17 protein-coding genes are annotated in these 23,287 nt (G+C 38.3%); 9 read left to right on the top strand and 8 right to left on the bottom strand.

Annotation, left to right across the window (positions count from 1 at the left end):
* Window positions 1–428 precede the first annotated feature (428 nt).
* Window positions 429–6,746, bottom strand: coding sequence for a Vomp family autotransporter (locus ACFIMA_RS07215; protein WP_375693265.1), 6,318 nt, complete (start codon window positions 6,744–6,746; stop codon window positions 429–431).
* Window positions 6,747–7,725: 979 nt separating this feature from the next.
* On the bottom strand, window positions 7,726–8,232 hold the full coding sequence (locus tag ACFIMA_RS07210; protein ID WP_375610047.1) for a helix-turn-helix domain-containing protein: 507 nt from the start codon (window positions 8,230–8,232) through the stop codon (window positions 7,726–7,728).
* A 149-nt stretch (window positions 8,233–8,381) separates the two neighbouring features.
* Between ACFIMA_RS07210 and ACFIMA_RS07205 the strand changes: the two genes are divergently transcribed.
* The 3 genes from ACFIMA_RS07205 to ACFIMA_RS07195 all read left to right on the top strand — a co-directional run bounded on the left by ACFIMA_RS07205 (window position 8,382) and on the right by ACFIMA_RS07195 (window position 9,444).
* Entirely contained in the window at window positions 8,382–8,621 is a 240-nt protein-coding gene (locus ACFIMA_RS07205) for a hypothetical protein (protein WP_375612875.1), read from the top strand.
* A gap of 104 nt (window positions 8,622–8,725) precedes the next feature.
* Complete coding sequence (locus ACFIMA_RS07200; protein WP_375612874.1) at window positions 8,726–9,172, top strand: hypothetical protein; 447 nt, start codon at window positions 8,726–8,728, stop codon at window positions 9,170–9,172.
* A gap of 2 nt (window positions 9,173–9,174) precedes the next feature.
* A complete protein-coding gene (locus ACFIMA_RS07195; protein WP_012754562.1) occupies window positions 9,175–9,444 on the top strand; it encodes a hypothetical protein in 270 nt (89 codons plus the stop codon).
* A 319-nt stretch (window positions 9,445–9,763) separates the two neighbouring features.
* Here the strand turns inward: ACFIMA_RS07195 and ACFIMA_RS07190 are convergent, their stop codons facing one another.
* On the bottom strand, window positions 9,764–10,975 hold the full coding sequence (locus ACFIMA_RS07190) for an MFS transporter (RefSeq protein ID WP_375672092.1): 1,212 nt from the start codon (window positions 10,973–10,975) through the stop codon (window positions 9,764–9,766).
* A 600-nt stretch (window positions 10,976–11,575) separates the two neighbouring features.
* Window positions 11,576–12,124, bottom strand: a complete 549-nt coding sequence (tmk, locus tag ACFIMA_RS07185) for a dTMP kinase (RefSeq protein ID WP_375612872.1) — start codon at window positions 12,122–12,124, stop codon at window positions 11,576–11,578.
* A gap of 1,126 nt (window positions 12,125–13,250) precedes the next feature.
* Between tmk and ACFIMA_RS07180 the strand changes: the two genes are divergently transcribed.
* The 6 genes from ACFIMA_RS07180 to ACFIMA_RS07155 all read left to right on the top strand — a co-directional run bounded on the left by ACFIMA_RS07180 (window position 13,251) and on the right by ACFIMA_RS07155 (window position 18,803).
* Window positions 13,251–14,441, top strand: coding sequence for a hypothetical protein (locus tag ACFIMA_RS07180; RefSeq protein WP_375629323.1), 1,191 nt, complete (start codon window positions 13,251–13,253; stop codon window positions 14,439–14,441).
* The gene (locus ACFIMA_RS07175) at window positions 14,438–15,643 is read left to right on the top strand and encodes an ATP-grasp domain-containing protein (RefSeq protein WP_375677671.1); all 1,206 of its coding nucleotides are present in this window, start codon (window positions 14,438–14,440) and stop codon (window positions 15,641–15,643) included. The genes ACFIMA_RS07180 and ACFIMA_RS07175 overlap by 4 nt, the downstream gene beginning before the upstream one ends.
* A gap of 23 nt (window positions 15,644–15,666) precedes the next feature.
* Window positions 15,667–15,975, top strand: coding sequence for a YqcI/YcgG family protein (locus ACFIMA_RS07170; protein ID WP_375632537.1), 309 nt, complete (start codon window positions 15,667–15,669; stop codon window positions 15,973–15,975).
* 62 nt (window positions 15,976–16,037) lie between these two features.
* Window positions 16,038–16,127 (top strand): YqcI/YcgG family protein, encoded by a 90-nt coding sequence (locus ACFIMA_RS07165; protein ID WP_375612870.1) that lies wholly within the window; start codon window positions 16,038–16,040, stop codon window positions 16,125–16,127.
* 920 nt (window positions 16,128–17,047) lie between these two features.
* A complete protein-coding gene (locus ACFIMA_RS07160) occupies window positions 17,048–17,218 on the top strand; it encodes a hypothetical protein (protein ID WP_375632536.1) in 171 nt (56 codons plus the stop codon).
* 364 nt (window positions 17,219–17,582) lie between these two features.
* Window positions 17,583–18,803 carry an MFS transporter gene (locus ACFIMA_RS07155; protein WP_375693266.1) on the top strand — a complete coding sequence of 407 codons (1,221 nt, stop codon included), beginning with the start codon at window positions 17,583–17,585 and terminating at the stop codon, window positions 18,801–18,803.
* 1,038 nt (window positions 18,804–19,841) lie between these two features.
* On the opposite strand, the gene ACFIMA_RS07150 is transcribed toward ACFIMA_RS07155, so the two are convergent.
* Genes ACFIMA_RS07150 through ACFIMA_RS07135 form a run of 4 tightly spaced genes read right to left on the bottom strand, consistent with a single transcriptional unit; the run spans window position 19,842 to window position 23,209 of the window.
* Entirely contained in the window at window positions 19,842–20,201 is a 360-nt protein-coding gene (locus ACFIMA_RS07150) for an AAA domain-containing protein (protein WP_375693267.1), read from the bottom strand.
* A complete protein-coding gene (locus tag ACFIMA_RS07145; protein WP_375612863.1) occupies window positions 20,185–20,640 on the bottom strand; it encodes a hypothetical protein in 456 nt (151 codons plus the stop codon). The genes ACFIMA_RS07150 and ACFIMA_RS07145 overlap by 17 nt, the downstream gene beginning before the upstream one ends.
* Before the next feature lie 57 nt (window positions 20,641–20,697).
* Complete coding sequence (locus tag ACFIMA_RS07140; RefSeq protein ID WP_375693268.1) at window positions 20,698–21,867, bottom strand: ribonuclease H-like domain-containing protein; 1,170 nt, start codon at window positions 21,865–21,867, stop codon at window positions 20,698–20,700.
* Window positions 21,842–23,209: a TM0106 family RecB-like putative nuclease gene (locus ACFIMA_RS07135; protein WP_375693269.1), complete on the bottom strand. Its 1,368-nt coding sequence runs from the start codon at window positions 23,207–23,209 to the stop codon at window positions 21,842–21,844. Before ACFIMA_RS07135 ends, ACFIMA_RS07140 begins: the two co-directional genes overlap by 26 nt.
* Between the last annotated feature and the right edge of the window lie 78 nt (window positions 23,210–23,287).

The raw sequence follows: 23,287 nt of genomic DNA, 5'->3' as shown, positions 1-23,287 counted from the left end.
TGATTGGTTTTTTTTAACCTTTAAACTTATTGGTTGTTTTTTGCAAGGGGTAGAGTTAATTTAGCATATTGTTTTATAGCTTCTTCCAGTAAAGTTGAAATACATTTGAATGGAGATTTTTGTCTTAAAAGCTTTTTAATAGATTTGTAGAGAGCAAAAGGTTTTTTATCTGTAGAGTGCTACAGATTTTTCAGATTTAAAAATTAAAGAAGAAAATAATAAACTTATAATTTATGAAAAAACTCATTATCTTATTTTGAAATAAGAAGTTCATTTTGTTGAAAGCGTCCGGTTTTTCTGTTTTTTAAACCTGTATTTATCGTTAGCGCTTATCAATTTATATATATTTTTTTTACATACGTAACAACAATTCACCCCTGCCTCATGAGACAGGGGTGAAAAGGAATTTTTATGTATTTTGTTTATTATCAATTCAATGTCATATTGAATCCCGCACCTACACCCCAGTGACCTCCAGAAGTTGTTGCGGATATGTTAGAGCGGTATTTTCCATTTTCTGAGGTGTAACCTGCACCAAAGGCAAATGCAGACTGACTACGCCATAAACCAGTACCAAATCCAACGCTTAATTTTCCAGGTGTATCATTGTAGCGTAAGTTAGACACTGCAAGACCAATAGCCGCTGCTTGTCTTGCCTCTTTTTTCACACTCTCAATACTATAGTTTAAAATATCAAACTTCATATCTGTATATTGCTTAGCCCGATCAACAGCATCATCAATCGCATCAATCACAATATTATTAACCCGTTGATCTGTATACTGCTTGGATTCATCAAGAATAATCTTCATCTGTTCTTTAGTATAATCATGAAGTTGACCACCATTTACAGCCTCTTTCGAGCCTTTTTCAATTTTACCATCAGCTACATTATCAATCAGAACAGGTTCACTGGCATCCCCCCCCGCTAATGTGATTTTATTGGTTTTTTTGCCGTTTTCATCTCTATCATAACGAACAGCATCCTCTTCAATGCCGTCAACTCTATTATTGATGTTATCAACTTTGGCATCAATATTGATAACTGTATCACCAATATCAGCAATCGTATTGGAAATGGTATCAACTCTGTTGGTAAGATGCTTCACATCTTTTTCGACACCAGTGACACGTTCATTGGTTTCCCAAAGTTGCCCACCATTGACGGCATCTTTCGAGCCTTTTTCAACTTTACCATCAGCTACATTGATAATTTTATTCGGCTTTCCATCGCGACCAGCATCATAGGCTTTTTCTTTATCATTCCACTTTAAAGCATCTGAATCGACCTTGTTGATGACATCATCAATACGGTTATTAATATTTGACATATTTTTATTGACGTCACCAAAAGCATCAGCGACATTATGATGCTCTGTCTCAACAGTCGTACCATCAGCATTGACTTGAACAATCTTAAAAGTAGGATCTGTCCATTTGCCATTCTCATATTTGGCACCGCCACCGAAATAATTCGCAAGTTGGTTATTCATGGAATAAAGTTGGTTGCCCGTAATGGCATCTGTTGAACCTTGAGCAATCTCACCATCTAAAAGATACTTCAATTTGCTGTTTGTTTTCTTGCCATCTTTTTCATGACGTGCTACAAATGCTTCTTCCTCATCATCCCACAGTAAAGCATCTTTAGAGAAATTTTCAATTTTCTGATTAAACTCATTGGATACATTCGTTAAGCGTTGATTCACATCTTGAACATTTTTATCAAGACCTGTTAAAGCATCACCAACATTGTAAAAATTAGCCTTCCCTACTTCACCACCTACAATAGCGGATAAAGTATATTTCAGCCCTTCAAAAGCACCGTTAATGAACTTTGCACCACCGCCAAAAAACTTTGCAATATCTGCTGATATTTTATTAATCTGACTACCATTGATTGCATCGTTGGAATTTTCAGAAATGCTACCATCTTTTACGTTATGAAGAGCAACTGTTCCGTTGTTCTTATCGCCGCCCAAAGTTACACTACCATAATTAACACTATTATCGTCATTCTTATCATAGAGAACCGCAGCAGCAGTTACTGTCTCAATATCTTTAGAAATCTTATCTATGCTTTTATCAAGTTGGTCTTTGTTAACAGCTTCATCACCATTTTCTGCCTCCCGCACGCCAGAAATTTTACGTCCTGAACCACCAACACCTGCAATATTGATCTCAGTACCAGCGGTATCCTTACCAATAGTAATAATACCTGATGCACCTCCATCTTGCTTAACAAGACTATTTTTTACCACATCGGAAATCTTATTATCAATATTTGTGATAGAAGTATTAACACCTGTAAACGCTTCCGTAACATTATGATAGGTCTTCCCCTGAATAAGGAAAGCTGGTTCTACACCATTCAGTACATCTGTACTACCCCCAAAATATTTCGATGTATTTTGAGCGACTGTTTTAAGATTGTCAGTAACAGTTGTAACCTTCTTATCCGTAGCAAAAAGCTGTGAACCATTTACCGCTTGCGTTGATGTTTGAGAAAGTTCTCCATCTTTCACACCGGAAAGTGTTCTTTCTTGATTATCTTTATTTACAAGGCTGATTTCAGTACCACCAGTTGCTTTACCCACAGTAATAAGACCATCTTCTCCCTCCTGCTTTACAAGGCTATTTTCTGTTACATTGTTAATCTGATTATAGATATCCGTAATAGAATTATTGACACCTTCAAAAGCATCAGCGACATTATGATGCTTTTTCTCAACAATAGTGCCATCCTCATTACGCTGAGAAACTTTGAAAGTAGGATCTATCCACTCTCCATTCTCATAGCGAGCACCACCGCCAAAATAATTCGCAATCTTATCGCCCATCTTATAAAGTTGAGAACCATTTATTGCATCTGTTGAATCTCCTGAAATATCACCATCCGCAAGGAATTTAATCTTACTATCTGTCTTCTGTCCATTTGGTCCACGCAGTGCGACAAACGCTTTTTCCTCTTCACTCCAAAGTAACGCGTCTTGAGAAAATTTATCAAATTTATCATCAAATTTCTTGTCTACATATTGTATATGTTTATTCACATTCTTGACATTTACATCAAGTCCTTCAAGAGCCTCACCAACATTGTCAAATGTTTTCTGTACTACTGTACCATCTGCAGAAACGGTAGATAAATTATACTGTGGTCCAACAAACACACCATTTTCAAATGAAGTACCACCACCAAAGAATTTTGCAATATCTCCAGAGATTGTATTAATTTGACTACCATTTACAGCTTCCATGGAGTCTTTGGAAATTTCACCATTTTTTACACCTGCAATGGTTCGCTCTCCCTCAGTACCTGTAATATCAATTTTCGTACCGCCTTTTTCAGCACCAATAGTGATAAGCTTCTGATCTTCTTTCCATTTAACAAGACTATTTTCTGTTACATTATTAATCTGACTATAAATATCTGTGATAGAAGTATCAACAGCAGCGAAAGCATCCGTTACATTGTCGTGTTTTGTATTCTGAACCATAAAAGTTGGTTTGATACCATTAAGTATATCTGTCTCCTCACCACCAAAAAAATCCACTATATTAGTAATATAATTAAACAGTTGATGGCCATTTATTGCTTCTGTTGAATCGGAACTGACTTTTCCAACTGCAACGCCAGAAATAATTCGATCCTTGCCTTCAGAGTTCGCAATATTGATTTCGATACCTTCTTTTTCAGCACCAATGGTAATATTTTTTTTACTTTTACTCCATTTAACAAGACTATTGTCTTCTATCTCAAACTTCATTTTATATAATTGTGAAAGATTAACAGCATCATGCTCATTGCTACCATCTGCGACTCCTGTAATTTTTGTATTGGCGGCATGAATACCACCCTTGGTCATTCTTGGGCCATCTTTGATCATGAAACCGGCATTACTCATTCTGCTGTCCCCTGTTTCTACACGACCAACTTTAATATATTCGCTTAAATCAAACTTCACTTCATTGTTATCACCTCTGGTAATTTTTATATTTGTGTTCTCACTCTCATTATTATCATCGTCCTTCTGCTTAACTGCAACAAACTTTACTGTACTTCCTGCCCCAACATCTGTAGCATTATCACCATCAACAGAAAGCTTCCAGCCCGTTTCCATCCCCGCTGTAAAGTCTTTCAGCTGTTTATAATTTACTGCATCAGTATCATCAGTACCAGCTTTCACTTTTGTAATCTTTTTGCCACCAGCATCAATACCATTCACAGTTATGCTTGGACCACCATCAACAAACTTAAAGCCATCGTTGCTCATAATGCTGTTGCCTGTCGTGACACTCGTGAGCTTAAGAGTATCATTCAGAGAAAATGTAACTTTATTACTGTCTTTTGCAATTTTTATATTTTTGCTTCCGTCCTCACCCGCATCCGCAACAAGATCTACTGTACTCCCAGCTTTAACATCTGTAGCATTGTTACCATCAACAGAAAGTTTCCAGCCATTTTCTGCAAGTGTCCTTACCTCTTTCAGCTGTTCATAATTTACAGCATCAGTATCGCCTTCTGCCTTAGCTACTCCTGTAATTTTTTTATCACCAGCATTAATACCATTCAAAGTTATGCTTGGTCCATTACCATCAATAAACTTAAAGCCCTCATCACTCATAATGCTGTTGCCTGTCGTGACACTCGTAAGCTTAAGGTTATCATTCAAAGAAAATGTAACTTTATTACTGTCTTTTGCAATTTTTATATTTTTGCTTCCGTCCTCACCCGCATCCGCAACAAGATCTACTGTACTCCCAGCTTTAACATCTGTAGCATTGTTCCCATCAACAGAAAGTTTCCAGCCTGCTTCAGCAAGTGTTCTTACCTCCGTCAACTGCTTATAATTTACAGCATCAGTATCTTCTTCCCCTGCCGCTACCCCTTTAATCGTTTTATTACCAGCATGAATGCCATTAACAGTTATGCTCGGCCCCTCATCACCGTCAAATCTAAAGCCAGCAGCATCCATAATGCTGTCTCCTGCTGTGACAGTCATTACCTGAATATCATCAGCTAGATCAAATGTGACATTGTGATCATTATCTTTTTCGATCTTGATATTTTTTGTACCTTTATTGTCAACTGACTGAAAATTTACTGTACCATTTGGACCAATAGCCGTAGCATTTCCACCGTTAACAGCAAGCTGCCAACTCGTTTTGTTCGCGTTTTTCACCTCTTGCAACTGTTTATAATTCACTGCATCGTTAGGTTCAGACCCATCTGCTACGTTTGTGATCTTTTGCTTGGCTGCATCAATACCATCAATAGTCATGCTTGGACCATCATTACCATTAATAAAAAAGCCGTCTACAGTCATGCGTGAACCGCTTTCACCGTTAACAAAAAAGCCATCATCACTCATCGTGCTTTGGCCTGTGGTGACTTGCGTCAATTTAAGATGATCATTTAAAGTAAATTCAATTTTATGCTTATTATCTGCAGTGTTTTTTGCAATCTTTAAGTTGTCTTTTCCCGCTTCTTTTTCACTTTTCACTGAAAAATCTACGGTATTGCCTGAATTCACATCTGTCGGATCGGTATCGTTAGCAGAAAGTTTCCACCCCCCTCCCCCTGCTATGATATCTTTCATAGCTTTTAGTTGCGCCACGTTTACCGCATCAGTATCTTCACTTCCAGCTGCAACCCCTGTAATTTGTCGTGTTAGCGTACCATTACCACGACCGCCAACTTCACCAACGCTAAAAGCGCCTGTGGTGCTCTTCCATGCTATACTGGTTTTTGTTGTCCCTTTACCTGTTACAGGATCATAACCAGCAACATTCTTGTCTCTATCAGAGATAGCCCCACCACCTACAGCAACACCATCTCTAACAAGCACTTGCGAATTTACACCAATGGCAACCGAATCTTCTTTTTCAGCATAAGCTTGCGTACCTATAGCAATCGCATTTTCAGCATTCGCGATTACTTTTCTGTTAGGATCATTTTCTTCGGTTCTGTCAGAGCGCCTGCCCCCTATTGCAATAGCACCTGAAGCTTTAGCTTCAGCATCTGTACCTATAGCAATCGTATAACTCTTTTCTGCCTTTACCTTTGTACCTAAAGCAATGCTATTTGTACCTAATGCAGTTGCAAGCCCTCCAATAGAAACTGAAGATTTGCCCGATGCTTCTGAGCCTACACCCATAGCAACACTTGCTATACCACTTGCAAGTGCGGAAACACCAAAAGCTTGTGCACCCCCTGCCTTTGCTGTCGCACCTGCACCAAATACGGTTGAATAATTACCCGTCGCTGCAGATCCACAACCCGTTGCAAAAGAATAAACACCATAAGCCTCAGGCATAGCATTAATGATACCACTAGTGTTTGTTCCCATATAAGTAGCATTGTTGGTTAGAATCCCAGCGCCTTGCCAAGTAACCTTTTCAGTGGTCGTGCCGTAAGGACTACGACCTCCAAAAACTTTCTCACCAATAAATCTCTCATATTGTTGCTCTGCGGTTATTCGTTGACTATCAGCAATTCCTTGTTGTTGTTTGCCGCCACGACCAATAACGTTGTCTACACCACAGAAATCATCATCACCAGCAAAAACAACACTCCCATGACTACCGTGTGGATATGCAACACCAGTACCAGGTGTACTTTGACTCGTCCCTCCTACTATCGCAAGATTCGCCGCAAAAACAGGAGAAACACTCGATAAGAGTGTGGCCATTACCGTACTAAGAGAGACAACTTTAATTAAATTTGGTGTGGAATATTTTTTTTTCATAAGAATCTCCTCCTACAGAGTTCAACATCATCACAACGCGCGAAAACACACATGGCAAAACCCTTAGTTTGCGCACTTCAAAAACCAATAAATCAAGACAAAACTCCCCCCTACGATACCGATACTTATCCGGCATCGACCTAAAATCTCTGCAACAACATCGAATCTAGAAAAGTCCCCAACCCTTTTAGCTAGAGGGATTCAAGCTAAAAAATAAATAAAAACACAAAACTTTGAAAATATACTGTTATCTCCATTCAAAAATACTGCGATTTATCTCTTAACAAAAATAGTTTCACTAAAGAGCAATTCTACTTTTCAAATAAAGCGCATCAGAAGAATGGCAAGAGTGTAAAAATTATTTTTTATAAATTTATAAAAATACTTCTCAATAAATTAGCTGTTCTTATAAGCACAAATTTATGATTTTTTAACTTATAGCATAATGTAATAATGACGATTATCATGATAATCTCACTTTTTGTTGCGAGGTAAACTGTTTCAATATATTATACATCTCTTTGAAAGAAATCTGTCTTAAATATAATGATGCACGCTCTGTAAAAAGTTTTAACGTGCTCATCTTATCATCTTCATAAAAAGACAAAAGCGCGCCTATAAATAGTCTTTCGTTCTTCTCTCTTATATATCTGTTACCCTTCTATAGGAACAAAACATCGTCATTGTATTTTCACTGTTGTCCGTATCTTTTCTTCAACCAACAAATATTTCAGGAATGGCACTATATTAGCTTCTTTTTGAAGAAATTTTGTTTGTATCACTACTCGTCATTCTTTTTATGAACCATTTTATCTTTAATCAGAGAAATATATTGATTTATAATGATAGTTTCTCGTTTTTCAGATCGAATAAGAGACTCGAAAATCGTGAGATTTTCACATTCCAAACTTGGTTATACAGCAGAAAATCAAAAAAGTTTTATTTTTTTAAAGGCTGTTCATTCGTATCTTATGAAATTCTAGATGTGCTTTTCAGTTTCGATTTTACGCTTTAAATGTAATTTTAAAAGTGGCAAAGTGGCTTCGACTTCTTCTATATCATTGAGGTTTTGAATAAGCTCTTGCAATCTTCCATAAAGCTCTGCTGCTAATTCCGCAACATCTTCAGGAGAAAGTGTTATTTTTGCATCATGATAGGTCGTATAAACTAAATGTCCCAGCTTTTTCATCAGCCCAGTAGGAATCGCCTGCGGTTTAAAACCAGCTGCTTTCGCCTTTGCCACATCTGAAAACATCTCGCCATTTCCCGTTACTAGCCAATCTAATGAAACACCACAAATTTCTTGATATTTGGAGAGCGCAGAGGCTGTAGGCTCACTTATACCAGTTTCATAAGTTCCTATAGAGCCAGCAGTGATACCAAGATGTTCAGCAAACTGCTTACGCTCTGTAAAACCAAGAGCGTGACGCACTTTACGAAAACGTTTTGCCAACTCAGTTTTAGGTTTTGCTTCCGGACGAGCCAAAAAAAACACTCCAAAATCAATATAATTGTTGACTAAATAATTATATTGATTTACATCTATCATTACTGCCCCTTAAGAAGAGCAGTTATCACATACATAACCCCACAAAAACGGATGTTACAGCATCCATTCAAGCAGGAGCGAAAATTATGACAATTACAAAAATGCAATCGCCGTGGTATTTCTCTGAGCTGCGCCCCTGTAATATAACCTTGGAAAAACTCAAGCCTATCAGAGGCTATTTTCCAGAGTCAAAAACATTTGGACACAGGCCAATGAAAAAACTAAATGCGCCACTGCCAACTCTATCAGTTTGCATGCCAAGCCAATTCTTGCCAACTGCTTTCTCAAAAGTTGCAGTCATATTCTTTCAAAAGCAAAAAGCCTAATACGATTCTCTTCATTTCATGCTGTGTAATATACCACTGAAATCTTATTACAAAAATATGCTAATGCATTTCCCATAGGTTTTTATAAGGTAAAAAGTTTATCAATGTCTAAAAATCAATATAAAATAGGCAAAATAATTGGTATTCTACAAAAAATGAGATTATCACTCGTTATTAAAAAGTTAGACGTTTACAAACCCTGTTTGCTTATTTTATATATTAATAGCACTGATTTAGCTGTAACTGGCAATAGAGATTTCAGGGTGTTTGGTTTATCGTCAGAATACTCTTCCTCTACGCATATTAAAAGCCTTTTGGCAATGTATTTTAAATGCTATAAATTCTATAGTAAACACATTGCCATCCATATTTACAATTGGGCGCTTCAAAATCTTGGAGTAATAAAATCTTTAATAGGCTTTGATTTAAAAGCGCGTATTTTGCAGAAAATTGACAAAACCATGAGGTTCGTATACATGGCAATTTTAAGCGATGATAGTGGAGTGATACTTAAAAAAGCTGCATGGAAACCCGCAACGTTGAGGAATTAAGCATGACCTCTTTATGCGATAAAGAATTATCTGATACACTGGTTGGTCTTTATGACGACTATCAACGCGGTTTCGACATTGGAGAAGAGCTTAAACTGTGCGTGGATTTGGCGTTATCTCTTGAATTGGAACTCAGTATTCACCGTTTAAGTGAAACAGATGCTGTTTTAAAAAAAGAGATTGTGCAAACCTTGCATCGTCGTAGAAATACTCATTCCAATGAAGATGAAATTGATACAATTTTTCATATGGATTTTGAAAAACAAAAATAATACAATACTCTCCCCATATGATACGATATTACCTCATCGCTTTACTTTCTGCTACGCTTAGACAAAAAACTTTCAAGAAGATTTAAAGTGTTACGTTTTCGTCTTCTTAACAACAGTGAGATGAATTAAAGAAACGCATCAATTCTTTTAGATCATTATCAAAAAATAGAGAGTATTCTCTAGCATACATCAATTTATGCTTTGTTCATTAAGCACCAACTTTTACATTTTCTCAACTCTCCTTTAAAAGCAAAATGTGAAATGTACTGCAGCGTAAATATTTATAAAATAGCGTATGTTGTCCACACTTAAATGTAATTTATTGTTTTTCATGTTTATAAAACAGCACTATGAGTATTCCAACAAACGCAACAATGCTTTGAAAAAAATATATCGATTGAGGTGATATTCTACTGTTATCGCTTGCCATAATGAGATAGACTCCGAGGATCAAGCATCCAGAGATACCATTAAAACTTGCCTGCAATCTTCCTTGGTATTCAGGATCACAAGAGAGTTGTGATAAAGAAATCGAAAGAGCCCAACTCGAAAGTCCAAATCCAATCATAAAGTAAACAGGAAAAACAACAAAATTGTGTGTATTAACAGATAGAATAGCAAGGCCAATAGCCATAAAAGCTAATAAAATGGCTAATGTTTTCCTTATGGATAAAACTTTACAAAGAAGTGGTGAAAAAAACGCACCTGTCAATACACCCATAGAATAAAGCACCTCAAATATTGCAAAGGTCCTGTTATCCGCATGTAAAACCTCTTGTATATAAGGAACGAGAATAACAGGAACGGTCATCAAAAGAGTCATAATAATCATCTGGCTTATATAAGGTACAACAAGAGCTGGATTCTGTTTAAAATAATGAAGGGATGCTGTATAATTTTCCCACCAATTTTGCTGGTTTTGTTTTTTAGATCTTCGGTTTTTAGGTACCTTCATTGCAAAATTAAATAAACCAGCAATGATAAAGAATATACCACCTATTAGAAGAGTTCCTTTTGTTCCTGCATAGGACAGTATAAATCCACTTAAGCCCATACCTACGATAGTGCCAAGTTCATAAACCATATCGATGGTTGCATTTGCATTGATGAGCTGTTCCTTCAGCACAATACTTTGAATTAAAGAAATAGCTGATGGCATATAAAAAGGGATAAAAATACCCAAAAGAGCAGATAAGACCATCAATTCAATTTCTATACCAAAATGCCAAAGCATTACCCAGCTTACAATTACCAAACCTCTCACAAGATTTGAAATAATAATCTGCGTTTTACGGTTATATTTATCTGCCAATATGCCAAAAATAGGCGCAAAAATAATGCCAGGCGTCCAAAGAAAAAGCATCATCAACGCTACACCACGGATTGAGCCCGTCTGATTGTAAGCGAGCCATGACAATGTAATATAATTTAGTCCACTTCCAAATGTAGCAAATAAGCCGCTCAAAGTAAAATAGAGAAAAGTTCTATTTTCAAATAAAGCAATGCGTTCCTTCAAATTTGAAGTGAACATAAATTATCCTCTAAAATGAATACCAGTCGATATGCATGATACATCCTGTTTAAAAACAGGCATTCTTACAATTTTTATTTTAGATCATTAAATTTAAGAAAGCAAAATTTCTTTTTTGAGGCTTTTACAATCTTTGTGCTGTTTTATGATTAATTCTTCTATGAAAACGGAACATTTATGGACAAAAACAAAATTAATATTTTATGTGCGTTTTATTCAGAAGCTACACCTTTATACATATGTGAAACAATTTTACGGTATGGAAGCTTCACTCACATTATTGTCCTTATTATTCTTTGCACTAAAATATGCTCGAGTATATTCCTCCATGTCGTTCTTCTATCACCACACTTCGTCTCTAAAAGAATAAACATACTATTATCCTCACAATAAATATTGCTAACTTTTCTACTCCCCTTCTCTAAATCTTTTAAAACAAGCCCATTACAGTTAGTTTTCTAATTAAAATATATAACGTGATATTTTTCCTGAGCAGTTAAATTATTGCAATCACATCTCTAAAGTTTCAGATTTAGAGTAAGAATACATAAAGGAGGATTTATCGTGGATAAATTGATTAATAAATGATTTTATTCATAATCAAAAAAACTTATCTATATGATGTCGTATTTGATGATGAATTAAAGAAACAGGAGTAGTTCCATCAATTGTTATAAACCGCTCATCTATTTCCGATAAAACTTTGTATACTTTGTAAATTTTTTCAATAAAAGAGAGTTTTTCTTCATATTTTAAGTTTAAACCATCCCTTTTCTGCAACCGTTCCAGTATAGTAATGGGCGGTAAATGAAGATAAAATGTAATATGAGGTCTTGGAATAGATTGATTTAATTTAACGACACTTTCAACAGAAAGCTCTCGAGCATAAAAATAAGCAAGACTAGAATAAACATATCGATCGCTAATTAATAAATTTTGCGATGACGTTAAGGAAGGTTCAATAATTTCAAGCGTATGTTTGCGTCTATCTGTCGCTGCTAAAAGTGCTAAAAGTAACGGATCAATTGCTTTTCCAGTATCTAAGTAATCTCTAATTTCTGGATTATTTCTATACCAATAACTGGGTTGAGAAGTTCTTATTATATGTTTTTCTGTTGAGTAATGGCGAGCAATTTCTTTGAAGACCACATGGAGTTATAAACTTTTTTATCAAGATACATTTTGTCTATATACTTTCCATAAGTTAAATTGTTTTATATCTGAAATCTCTTAATGTTTAATAAGGTGTTTTTTAACTCGTCTCTAAATAGAAAAACACAATACTCCCGCATTTTGTATAACTTATTAACTTTATGATAAATGGCGGTATATAGACTTAGTTTTAAGATAAGGTTATATTTTAGACAACTTAAAATGAGATTAAGTATTTGTAAAAAATATATTTTTTGATCACACTCCATAACCTGCCATTTTTTAACGAATTCTAGTAGAGTTTCTGAGGATTACTCCTATAGCGTCGTGTAAATGTATAGAAATGAGTTCGATCTCAGTATATTATTGTCCCTTAAGAGCTGGTACTGGATTGCACTACATAGAAATCTAATGAAATCAACTCTATCTTTTCTCAAACCACTGCCCTCGCTATAAGCATTTGATATTCAATTCCGTCAAAAAGCAGCAGAGCAATTCTTGGAAAACATCGCTGAGATATTGAAATATGCCTTGCAAAAGCGTTTAAATCAAATGTTTCACTATATTTTTCGGTATATTCATAAACTGAAATTAAGAATATTATAATAAGACCTCAAACAACGACGACGCCCAAATCAGCCGTAATAAAGCCTCCTAAAACTGAACCAATAATACCTCTCTATCAGACAGACTACCATGTAAAGGTTTTAATACAATACCTTAGCGCTAATGCCATAAATGTTTCTGATAGATAACGAAGTTTATTGTCACAACAACATCTAACAACGGTCAATAGAAAAACCTAAACCTTGAGTATAAATGGAGGAAATCTTAAGAGTGCAAACACAGCCCTCCCAAGAACATAGCTATACTGGTCATTTAGCGAAGAAACTCCTCATTGGAAAAGCACCTCACAAGAGATACAGTAAAAATACCAACCGCCTCCGCTCTCAGTTTCTCCAAAATTAGCTATCCCTATGATAAACGTTATCGTTCAAATCTGTATCATGCTTCTATCGAAAAAACTTGACATGCCTAACAACACATATATTAGCTTTTTGTAAAAATGTATAATGTATAGCATGTGTATTTAACATGGGGGGATAATGTGCACAAACAACTGATGTTTCGGTTTTATGGGCTTGTTGTCCTGCTGTATCTTTCTGATATGGTTTTATTTTTAAGTAATCTTTGGAATGCTTATCGCATAACATCCTCATCGGTTTTCCTGGGCGTAACCATGGCTTTGGGCACCCTTATGCCCTATCTTTTGAAAAAAAGCGGTCTTGTGCGCATTAAAGCCTCACTGCGGTTGGTCGATTTATACAAAAGGCGGATCATTATCTATAGCCTTCTTTTATTGATTGCTCTTTTCCATTACGCTGATTCCCCCTTTGGTTTTATCGCTGTCTCTATCTCTATCGGCTATCTCTCTTTGATTACCTTAAGCACACTCGAGACTTATAATACTAAACTAGCACTTAGTGGTTATATTAGCGCCCAAAAGGCTTCCCGCATTATGCAAACAGTGGTGCAAATTGGCGCATTTTTGGGAGCAGCACTAAGTGGTTATCTCTTAGAAGCGACCAGCCCTCGAGGGGCAGCGGCTGAAATCGGTTATAATGGTTTGATTGTGACACTTTGTGTGTTTGACATCATTATAAGCCTTATAGCCGGATATATTATATTTTGCGATGAATACAACGCTACAGATACCACAGCACTTGCAACTGGTAAGAAGCCAGCACCTACACCGCAAGCGGATGGACTCTCCCGTGAGCTTAAACTTTTATGCGTCTGCATAGGACTTATTGGCTTTCATATTTGCGCTTATAATACGCTGGCAACCATTCTTTTTCAGAGTGTGAAAAATTTTGGCTCTGAATACTATGGGCTTTGCAGTGCGGTTGCGGGCATGGGCGCTTTTTTGGCTGCTTTTATCAAAATCCCTCGTTTTGAATTTATTCTCCCAGCCCTTATATTGAGCGTAGCTGATCTTATTTTTAGCACCACACAATCGCCCTATTTGGCTGTGGTCTTTTGCTTTTTTATTGGCTTTTCAATGAATACCATGCGAATTAATGCCCGCAAACATACGATTGAAGCGACCAAAACAGAGGCTCAAGCAGAGCTGGTGGGAAGCTATAGCGGCATGCTTTATACTCTCTCCCAGTCGGCAGGTTATGTCATTCTTGGTCTTCTTACAAGCTCTGCCCTTATGGGTCCTCAAGCAGCTGTTTATCTTCTACCCCTTATAGGGCTAATAATCTTTATTTATGTTCTTTTCCTTTTATCACAGCGGAACAAAGTATGAGAAAACCTATTCTTATTGTCGACCCTTTCTCCACGGGTGCCCTCTATGGCCCTGCTTTGCAAAAATTAGGCTATGCTTGTTATGGTGTTGTCTCTCAACAAGCTCCTTTTTCACACTTTATGCTTTCTTATCAGGGAAAGGGCATGGCAGAAGCGAAGCTTCATAGTGTAGATGAGATAAAGAAACGCTTTCCTATCGGCACGATAGAGGCTGTAATAGCGGGTGCCGAAAGAGGTATCTATTGTGCAGAGCAATTGGCGGCTTATTATGGTTGTCTTGGGAATAACCCCTTGACTACCGATTGGCGACGGAAAAAAGCAGCGATGCAAAAACGTCTTTGTGAAAATGGTTTATCTTACATCCGATCAAAGATTCTTACAAAAAACGATTGTACTCTCGATGGTTTTGAAAGCCACAGCGGCTATGTGGTAAAGCCAAATGATTCTGCAGGGAGTGATGGTGTTTTGTTTTTCTCTAATCTTGAGGAAGTGGCGGCATGGTCCTCTAGAATCGACTGGACACAAAAAAATATTTTTGGCGCACCTAACGATGCTTATTTGCTCCAAGAAAGATTGGAGGGAGAGGAATACATCGTCGACGCCGTTGTAAATGGAGAGGCTATAAAGATATGTGCTTTATCGCGATATAAAAAAGGTATTCATAATGGAAGTGCTTTTGTTTATGAATCGCTTGATGTGCTTGATGCTCAAGATCCCTCTTATGCCCCTCTTATCTCTTATGCAAAACAATGCATTCGCGCACTGGGGATTGAATATGGACCTGCGCATATGGAAATCATGCAAACAGCTCGTGGTCCAGTAATGATCGAAGTAGGAGCCCGTCTCCACGGAGGAATTGCACCCACCTTGTTCGCGCATTGCTATGAAGATAATTTACTTGAAAGCTCCGTTAACCTTATTGCAGGCGTGTTTTCGCAAACCCCAAGTCGCTTTAAGAAAAAAGGGCGTATTATCTTCCTTATCAACGAGATCGACGGTCATATTATAAAAGATGTTAACGTATGGCGGCAAAAGCTTCATTCTTGGGAAAATGTGGTTCATTTTACGCTTTTTTTTAAAGAAAACGAGCCCCTCCCCCTAACCATCGATTTAAATACCTGCCCAGCTATTATAGCAATTTGGGGACACAATGATGATGAATTATCAGCTTTGGAGAGGATCATTCGTAGCAATTTCTTATAAAATACAACAATTGGGAGGAAAACATGGATTCAGCAGCGCAAATAATTGAAAATATAGACAAATATGAAAAATGGAAGCAGGTCGTTTTTAAAGAATTCGATGCAACCATGAATAACACAATTAGACCTTTTCCCTGCCTATTCGGTGTAAATGGATACTCAAAAAATATGCTTAGATTTGGGTTCTACAATAAGTTGACCGCAAAAAATATGATGGAAGACCTGATAACTTATTGCGATAACTATAAAAGTTTTGGAAAGAACACATCTTTTGTTGCATTCGAGAAGCCTGCCCCCGTACAAAGTATCGAAGTTTATAGAGAAAAATTCTGATCTATGCTTAAAAATTTGCGAGATTTTGACAACCGAGAATGACCTAAGTATATACAAAAAATATGTACAATCGTCTATGGGAGTTCTGCTTTCATGGCGAACCTATGTTTATAGTTTGCAATATCCCGTCTCATATAAACAGAATTAAGTAAGTTCTATATTTATGTTAACTTTCCAGCTTAAGTGTTTTTTCTAAGTCTTCTCTCTACAGAACAAAATGTATTCTCGTTGTAGGAAAAAGGCCTGAACCTTTTGATATTATCACAAAATCTCCTTTTTTAAGAAAATATAGCAAACTCCAAAATAGAGAATGGACGCAATATTTTCTGCAAGGCAACACTATTGAATCCCTACCTTGCTCATATCATCTAATGAAACACGATAATGACTAAGTTTTCTAAAATTAAATTAAATAAAAATATTTATGATATATTAAAAATGATACTGCCAAAACAAGGCTCGATAGAGATTCAAAGGGATTTTCCAAAAAATACATAGCACTCCGTATAATGCAGTGTGTATGTATAAAACTTCTCAGGATGATCGTGTTAATAGCAATGTTTAGGGGGGCCTTTTTGGGAAAGATTGTACAGAAATTATGAGTATCTCTAGGAGAAAAAACGCTGATTTTTAGAACAGAGAGAAACATTGATTATAACAGTTTATTAGGCTAAACGCAGAATATTCTCCTAATAATGGATGGTTAAATTATAACGGGATAGGTTTTTGATAATCATAAAGAAAAAGGTAGAGAGCGTGTTTCTTTTAGTTAAGAAAGAGTGTTGCTCATTTTTTTTCTAAAAGTAAGTAAATTCAAAGATAATTTTTTGTTCTTGTAGTGGTGAGAAAATAATTGTCGAAGTCAATGAAGGGGAGATTCCAATAGATTGTTACAAAGTTTAATAAAAGTTGGAATACTTAAAAATTCTTAGTTCCTATGACGATTTAAGAATACCAGATTAGGATACGGAGAATTCAAGAGCTCAAAACTTTGTGATAATATTGGTTTAGAATTACATCTTGTTCATTCAGACGAGATGAGCCAATTATTATATGTCACAGAGACATATGGGTGGAAAATTTTAAAAAAGCTTATCCAGAATCTGACTTAAAGGTTATTGGAACTTTAGTAGTAAGATTGGCTTGGTCTCATGTTTCTCAAAAATTAGCAACCAATCTTGTTGTGACTAGACTAAATTTGGAAGATCTGCTCACTGAGCGTTTTTATAATATTATGAAATGATAAAATATTAATATTTCTTCTTGTCCCAGACATGAAGCCGGTGCTATTTGTATTTATTATCCGTTGCACCATTGTCCGAAATATATTTTAAGTAGTTGTCACTTGAAATATGCCTTGGAAAATTATTTGGCAAGAGAGCGTACCTATATGTATTGGAAAGTAATTTCCTATTATTTGTCTCAATCTATGGGTACAACGTTGCCAAGTATAGAATTCATGCTGACAGATGACTTTCAAAAAATAAGTGCCTATAACGCATTTGAACTAAACTTTTATGAAAAACTGGAATTTAGTACCGAACCATATTCGACAATGGAGAAAATCATAAAATGGCTTGAGTCTCTGTTTAAGAGGGAGGAGGCTATTGCGTAATTCTGTTTTTCTTATGATTGTGATTGGTTGTTTGACGAGTTTTTGTGCTAGTGGTGTATTATCTATTGGCCTTTCTTTGTTACAATTCCAAGATACAACGGGAGAAGCGTCTGCTACTTTAAATGTCGTTAATTTAATCGCAATTGGAATTGCTGGCTTATGTTTGGGAAACGTGTTGGCGCACTATCAAGGCTTTATAATTGGGTTTTATAGTCAAATTACTTGCGCTTGTTTATTGTCTTTCTTATTATTTATGAACAATCCAGTACTTATTTTATTTGTATTTTTTTTACTTGCTCTCTTGATGGGGGCTGATAATCCAAATAACAATAGTGCCTTGAATCTGCTGGTTCCAGCTCCCAAACAAAAAGCTGGAATTTTTGCATTTTATACTAGTTGCTGTCAGTTTTTTGTTATTATATCCCCGTTGCTTATATATTTTATAATTGCGCATTTGGGGCACAAAATAGCCATAGCCTTTATTGTATTTATCTATCTTTTGAATGCCAGCTTATGGTTTCGTATAAAGTCTATACAACACCTAAACAGAGTAAAAGAGCTATTAAAAAAGCCATCTCAAAAGGCTTATGGAATTGGTTTTAGATGCCTTTGGCGGATTTCTGCGTTGCGGTTTTTAACGATTAATCGTATTTTGAATAATTCTCTCTATACGGGGCCTATTGTTTTATTGCCACTTGTTCTTGCTTCTATAACATCAGATAATATAAAATTTACAGCTATTCAAAATTCTATTTTTGCTTTGTCAGCACTGGGTTTTGTGATCAATGGTCTTATCTCATCTTATTATTTACGGAAATTTCCATCTTTAATTCGTTTTTTTGTATGGGGGGCACCGGCTTTTGCCGTGATCGCAATCTCTTTTGTTTTATATTTAAGTTTTACTCAATATTCCCTTTATATTATGGGATTTTTATTAGGTATTGGGCAATTTTATTTTAGGGTATCGGGAATAACAATTGGACAAGCTATCACACCTAGTGAAAATTTAGCCGAGGTGATTTTGGCAGGCGATGCCAGTGTACGCATCATAACAGCTTTATTCTCTATTGTACTTTTATATGCAGGAAAATTTTTTTCATTTTCTATATTATACGTCCTGTGTGTATTTATAGGCTTTTGCGCCCCTTTATTTATTTTGCACGGACTATCTATTTACATACAAAGCTTAGAGATAAAAGAAAGCGCCGTATGAATGATGTTCAATTATTATATTACGTCAGCCTTTTTTTGATTATCGTATGGATAAAAATTTTGTACAAATATTCATGACATTAATTTTAAATGAGCACATTGCGTGAGAAAAGCTGAGGTGTTCGTTACCTCTCATGTGGATAAAACGCATTTAGCCCGTTAATCAACGAAATTGCAAATAGCACTATGATCACCATTAATTCTAAAAGCTCTACCAGAAGTTAGTGATAATGGCAAAAATCCTGTGATGATATTTGAAGAGATCGTTTATGCTAGATCAGGTTATCTCAAGATCGAGAGGAGAGGAGCTTAAAAAGTATAAAATTCATGGAAATTCCACAGCAATTTCTAGGTGTACATAATGATAGGCATAGATCGACGCGAACTGGTCAATTTCAAACAATAAAAAATCCTGTAAATGCTGAGCTTTTTAAACTATGTCATATCAAGCATATGAAAGTTCGTTTTAAATTAATGGCGGGGTATTGACCCCCTTTGGGTTCGAATCCTCTACACCTACCATTGAGTTGCAACAATAATCGTCCTGAAAGATAACAAAATCAAGGTTTTTGTTGCTACGGTACTGAGGGTTTGCATTTCAAATACTGGGTAGCATGAACCCTTTAATGCAGATTACTACGGTACTATACCGAGGGTTCGAATCCTGCCTTGCCCTTCATTGGAAACGGATAATCGCCGCAAAATATACGGTGATTAAGCCAGTTATTCACCGCAACGTGCTGTAGCTATTGCTGTCTTAATAATCGGAGCAACAGAATCTTTAGATATATTTCTGTCAGAGCAATATTTAGAATTAAGCCATTCAAGCAAAGGCTTTTGTCCCTTGCTTGAATTACATCCACAACAACAGAGCGCTATATTTTCCCGTGTGATTATGGATGCGTCATTAATGATATGCTCCCAACTTGCCGCCGTTTTTCTGGAAACGTTTACTGGCGTAAATTCTGACCTGCAATAGACGCAAATCTTATCACGATCCCGCACTTCTTTTTCCAACCAATCAGGAATGTTCTAGTTATTAGCCAAGGTTACTTCTCCTCGGAATTTGTTGCGTATCTCCAGAGGCTGCATACTCATCCAGCCAGCAGAATGTGTTGACCAGTTTCATCTGCTCTACAGAGTCGCATGGGATTTCCAGCAATTTTGGATTAGCGATCACGACCGCCAAACACTGTGCGCGTGACACGGCAACATTCAAACGGTTATTGCTGTAGAGAAACTCAATGTTGCGCGGCAGATCTTCGGCGCTGGATGTCACCATAGAAATCAGCACGATCGGCGCTTCTTGGCCTTGGAACTTATCAACGGTGCCGATCTTAGCATTGTCCGGCAGGATGGAGCGCAGATAATTGACCTGCACATTATATGGCGTGACCACAAGAATATCGTCCTCGGTGGATCGGGCGGATGCCATTACGGTCGGTAAACTCTTGGCCAAGCAAGGCATCATATTTGGTTTTGATGATCTCGCCTTCCTCAACGCTTTTTTGTGAGCAGCCTTCATGCTCTGCCAGGATCATGACAATCCCTGCATTGGGCAGATCAACGCCTTGCAGATTCAGGCCGCGCTCAGCAGTGCTTTCATGAGCAGTCAGGCGACCATCATAAAAGGCATCAGAAATAAACTGGCAGATGCTTGGACGCATATGGCGTGTCTGGCCAAGGAAGATGCCGCGCTCAGCCGGAATAGTGGAATAATTGCCCAACAAGAATTCCAGCACTGACAATCCAGCCTCGCCCGGATGAGTGCCTTGGATAGGCTGACCAAGCTGCATTTGATCTCCTACCAGAATGATATTCTTGGTCGCCGTGGCCATCGCCACCACATTGGCGGTCGCAACTTGTCTGGCCTCATCAATAAACAGGTAATCCAGCTAACCATCAAAGTGCGGGCTGGCAAATGTCCATGCGGTATCCGCAAACAGATCAGTGCCAAGGCTCATATTCTCGATCTTGGTTTCTGAGCGGATGAATTGCCCATCAAAGACGGTTTCATCATTACCGCTGCTGGTTTTTTTGATGCCATGGAAGTTCCCGCCTTTTTCAGCGGCAACGCTTTCCACTTTTTCCAGCAAGTTGTGAATGGCCTTGTACGAGTTGGAGGTAACGCCGATTTTCTTGCCGCGTTTGATCAGGTCCACAATGATATGGCTGCTGGTATAAGTCTTACCTGCGCCCGGTGGACCTTGGATAAAGAGATAGCTATTATCTAATGCCGCGATGGCTTCCAGCGCATCGCCTTGCAGATCATCAGAGATGATAACCGCTTCGCCCGACTGCTTACCCTGAATGCGTGGTACATTTCGCGCCAGTAGTTCTGTCGCGGCATGAGTGCCTTCTGGCGCTTCCAGCACATGGTCGGCATAGCGGTAAATAGCGGAGCGGATGATCTTGCTGTCAATCGGTCCCGGTGGGCCAATTGATAGGCTTTCCGGCAATGGTTCTTTGCTGACCCCGCGCTTGATTTTGACAATGCAGGCATCTTCATCGATTTCAACAATCGTGCCTGCATTTTCCATGACAGCAATATCAACGGCCTGAGCGCCGACCTTCAGCTTGTATTCCTGTGAAGGAAAGCGATAGCTGTATATCAGGGAACGCTTTTCAGGCTCGGGGCTGCCAACTTGCCGCAGGCCACCAAGGCACTCCGTATCGTCAACCAGCTCATCTTCAAATTTGTTCTGCCGTTCAAAGCTGCTCCACCATTGCGGCTTGGCTTCCCGATTATGAAACTCCAGCAGATGCGATAGCCGCTCATTGATCGGCGGTGGGTTATCCTCGATCACGCCAAGGCGGGTTTGGTAATCCTCATATTCGATTTCCCAGTCCTTGCGCTGTAGCTTTTCTTCCTCGGCATATTCCGGAAGGCCCTTAAACCACGGCGCATCTTCCGGCTTAAGTGTCAGCAGCCAATCACGCAGCAAATGCGTGGAAACGCAATCCACCTCGTTATAATCAGAAATCTCTTGCAGCAATTCATCAGCACCTGTTTCACGCCATTCGTTGTAGACGATGATGCTATCGGCGGCGGGTCGCCACAGCATTGGCACGCTTGTCCATATAGAAGGTTTCCATGTTTTTGATGGAATAGCCGGATTCAGAGGTGCGGATGCTTTCACGCACCACCAGATACAGATCAATGAATTTCTGGTTGCGAAGCAGATTATCCAGCTGCTCTTCGCAGACCGCATAACGGCACGCCAATCGTTTCAGGGCTGTGGTTTCATAGTGGTTGTAATGATAGATATGGGCATGTGGGTGTTTAGCAAGATGATCAGCCAGAAAGCCCATGAAGCGCTTAAAGGTCTCTTTTTCTTCTTCATGGTCATGCGCCCAGAACGGAAGGAACAGCTCCTTGCCATCTTTGAAATAATACACCCCAAACAAATACTCCAAGCCATTCGGGTAAAGCGGATCGCCTTTCATATCAAAGAACAGGTCACCATTATCCGGCACTGGCATACGGGTAAAGCCCTTGCCCGGAGGAAACGGAATGATCTCGCATTTATTCTCGCCAGTGGTGGCTTTGTGGTGTTGCAGGACAGCTTGGGAGCGCAGGCGTAAAAATACATCACGGCTCAAATCAGGGATTTTGGTGTCAGGTGCAGTGGCGGCAAGCTCTGCAACGGTGCGGATACCAGCCTTCCGTAGCTTGTCCATCTGTGAGCGCTGAATGTTGGCTACAAGGCTTAAATGGTCATCTTGCTCCCACTGCGCTTTGCAGCCATCACGCCACGGGCAGAAATTGCAATGGCCACAAGGCTCAGGATATGAGTCCGCAGGCAGGTTTTGCAGATAGCTTTCAAAGCGGCCTTTGGCGCGGGTGTAGTAATAGAAAAAGTCAGCCACGCGGAAGCTGTGTTTTTCATGGTCGCCCAGAAACAGATGCATATCAGCCGGGCGCAATCCTTGCAGGTCAGTCAGCAGCTCAGAATAGACGCAAAGCTGCATGATATGCTTGGGCTCAGCCGTTCGCGCCAGTTTGGTATCCAGCACCTCATAGCTGAAATCCCCTAAGTCTGACGACGTATCGCACTTAATCAGAAAGTCAGCATCACCCCGCCAAGGCGGCACAAAGAAAACGACCTGATAAATGACATCCGCACCGGACTGCATGGCCTCCAGTGTTAGCTGGGCACGATCTTGCAGATTGCAGTCTTTAGGGATTTCAACGACGGATTTACCTTCGTCTTTAAGCTGCTGGAGATACACCGCCTCATGTTCCAAGCCTTTTTGCTGCAGTAGCTGAGCTGTAGTGCTGGCTTCGGCCTTATCCATGCTCTCGCTCAGCGCCTTCACATCAAGGAAGCTCGCATGGTGACACCCCAAAAAGGTGACCAAGTCCGATGGTGAGTAGAGAATCTGATCGTTACCGTATTGCTGCACTTACATCCCTGCCATTTTTTATCATTGCCCTTGTGCTTATGAACATTTTAGAATATTTTACATCTTAATGACCAAATT

The sequence above is a fragment of the Bartonella sp. AP88HLJMH genome (genome assembly GCF_042195605.1).
Taxonomy (GTDB): Bacteria; Pseudomonadota; Alphaproteobacteria; order Rhizobiales; family Rhizobiaceae; genus Bartonella.
The sequence above is the reverse complement of the archived record's forward strand: the minus strand, read 5'-3'. Positions and strand labels throughout refer to the sequence as shown.

Bases quoted from the DNA above. Each gene is read 5' to 3' on its own strand.
- ACFIMA_RS07215 (WP_375693265.1), bottom strand. From the start codon at position 6,746: ATGAAAAAAAAATATTCCACACCAAATTTAATTAAAGTTGTCTCTCTT.
- ACFIMA_RS07205 (WP_375612875.1), top strand. From the start codon at position 8,382: ATGACAATTACAAAAATGCAATCGCCGTGGTATTTCTCTGAGCTGCGC.
- ACFIMA_RS07200 (WP_375612874.1), top strand. From the start codon at position 8,726: ATGTCTAAAAATCAATATAAAATAGGCAAAATAATTGGTATTCTACAA.
- ACFIMA_RS07195 (WP_012754562.1), top strand. From the start codon at position 9,175: ATGACCTCTTTATGCGATAAAGAATTATCTGATACACTGGTTGGTCTT.
- ACFIMA_RS07190 (WP_375672092.1), bottom strand. From the start codon at position 10,975: ATGTTCACTTCAAATTTGAAGGAACGCATTGCTTTATTTGAAAATAGA.
- ACFIMA_RS07180 (WP_375629323.1), top strand. From the start codon at position 13,251: ATGTTTCGGTTTTATGGGCTTGTTGTCCTGCTGTATCTTTCTGATATG.
- ACFIMA_RS07175 (WP_375677671.1), top strand. From the start codon at position 14,438: ATGAGAAAACCTATTCTTATTGTCGACCCTTTCTCCACGGGTGCCCTC.
- ACFIMA_RS07170 (WP_375632537.1), top strand. From the start codon at position 15,667: ATGGATTCAGCAGCGCAAATAATTGAAAATATAGACAAATATGAAAAA.
- ACFIMA_RS07165 (WP_375612870.1), top strand. From the start codon at position 16,038: ATGTACAATCGTCTATGGGAGTTCTGCTTTCATGGCGAACCTATGTTT.
- ACFIMA_RS07145 (WP_375612863.1), bottom strand. From the start codon at position 20,640: ATGGCCACGGCGACCAAGAATATCATTCTGGTAGGAGATCAAATGCAG.
- ACFIMA_RS07140 (WP_375693268.1), bottom strand. From the start codon at position 21,867: ATGCTGTGGCGACCCGCCGCCGATAGCATCATCGTCTACAACGAATGG.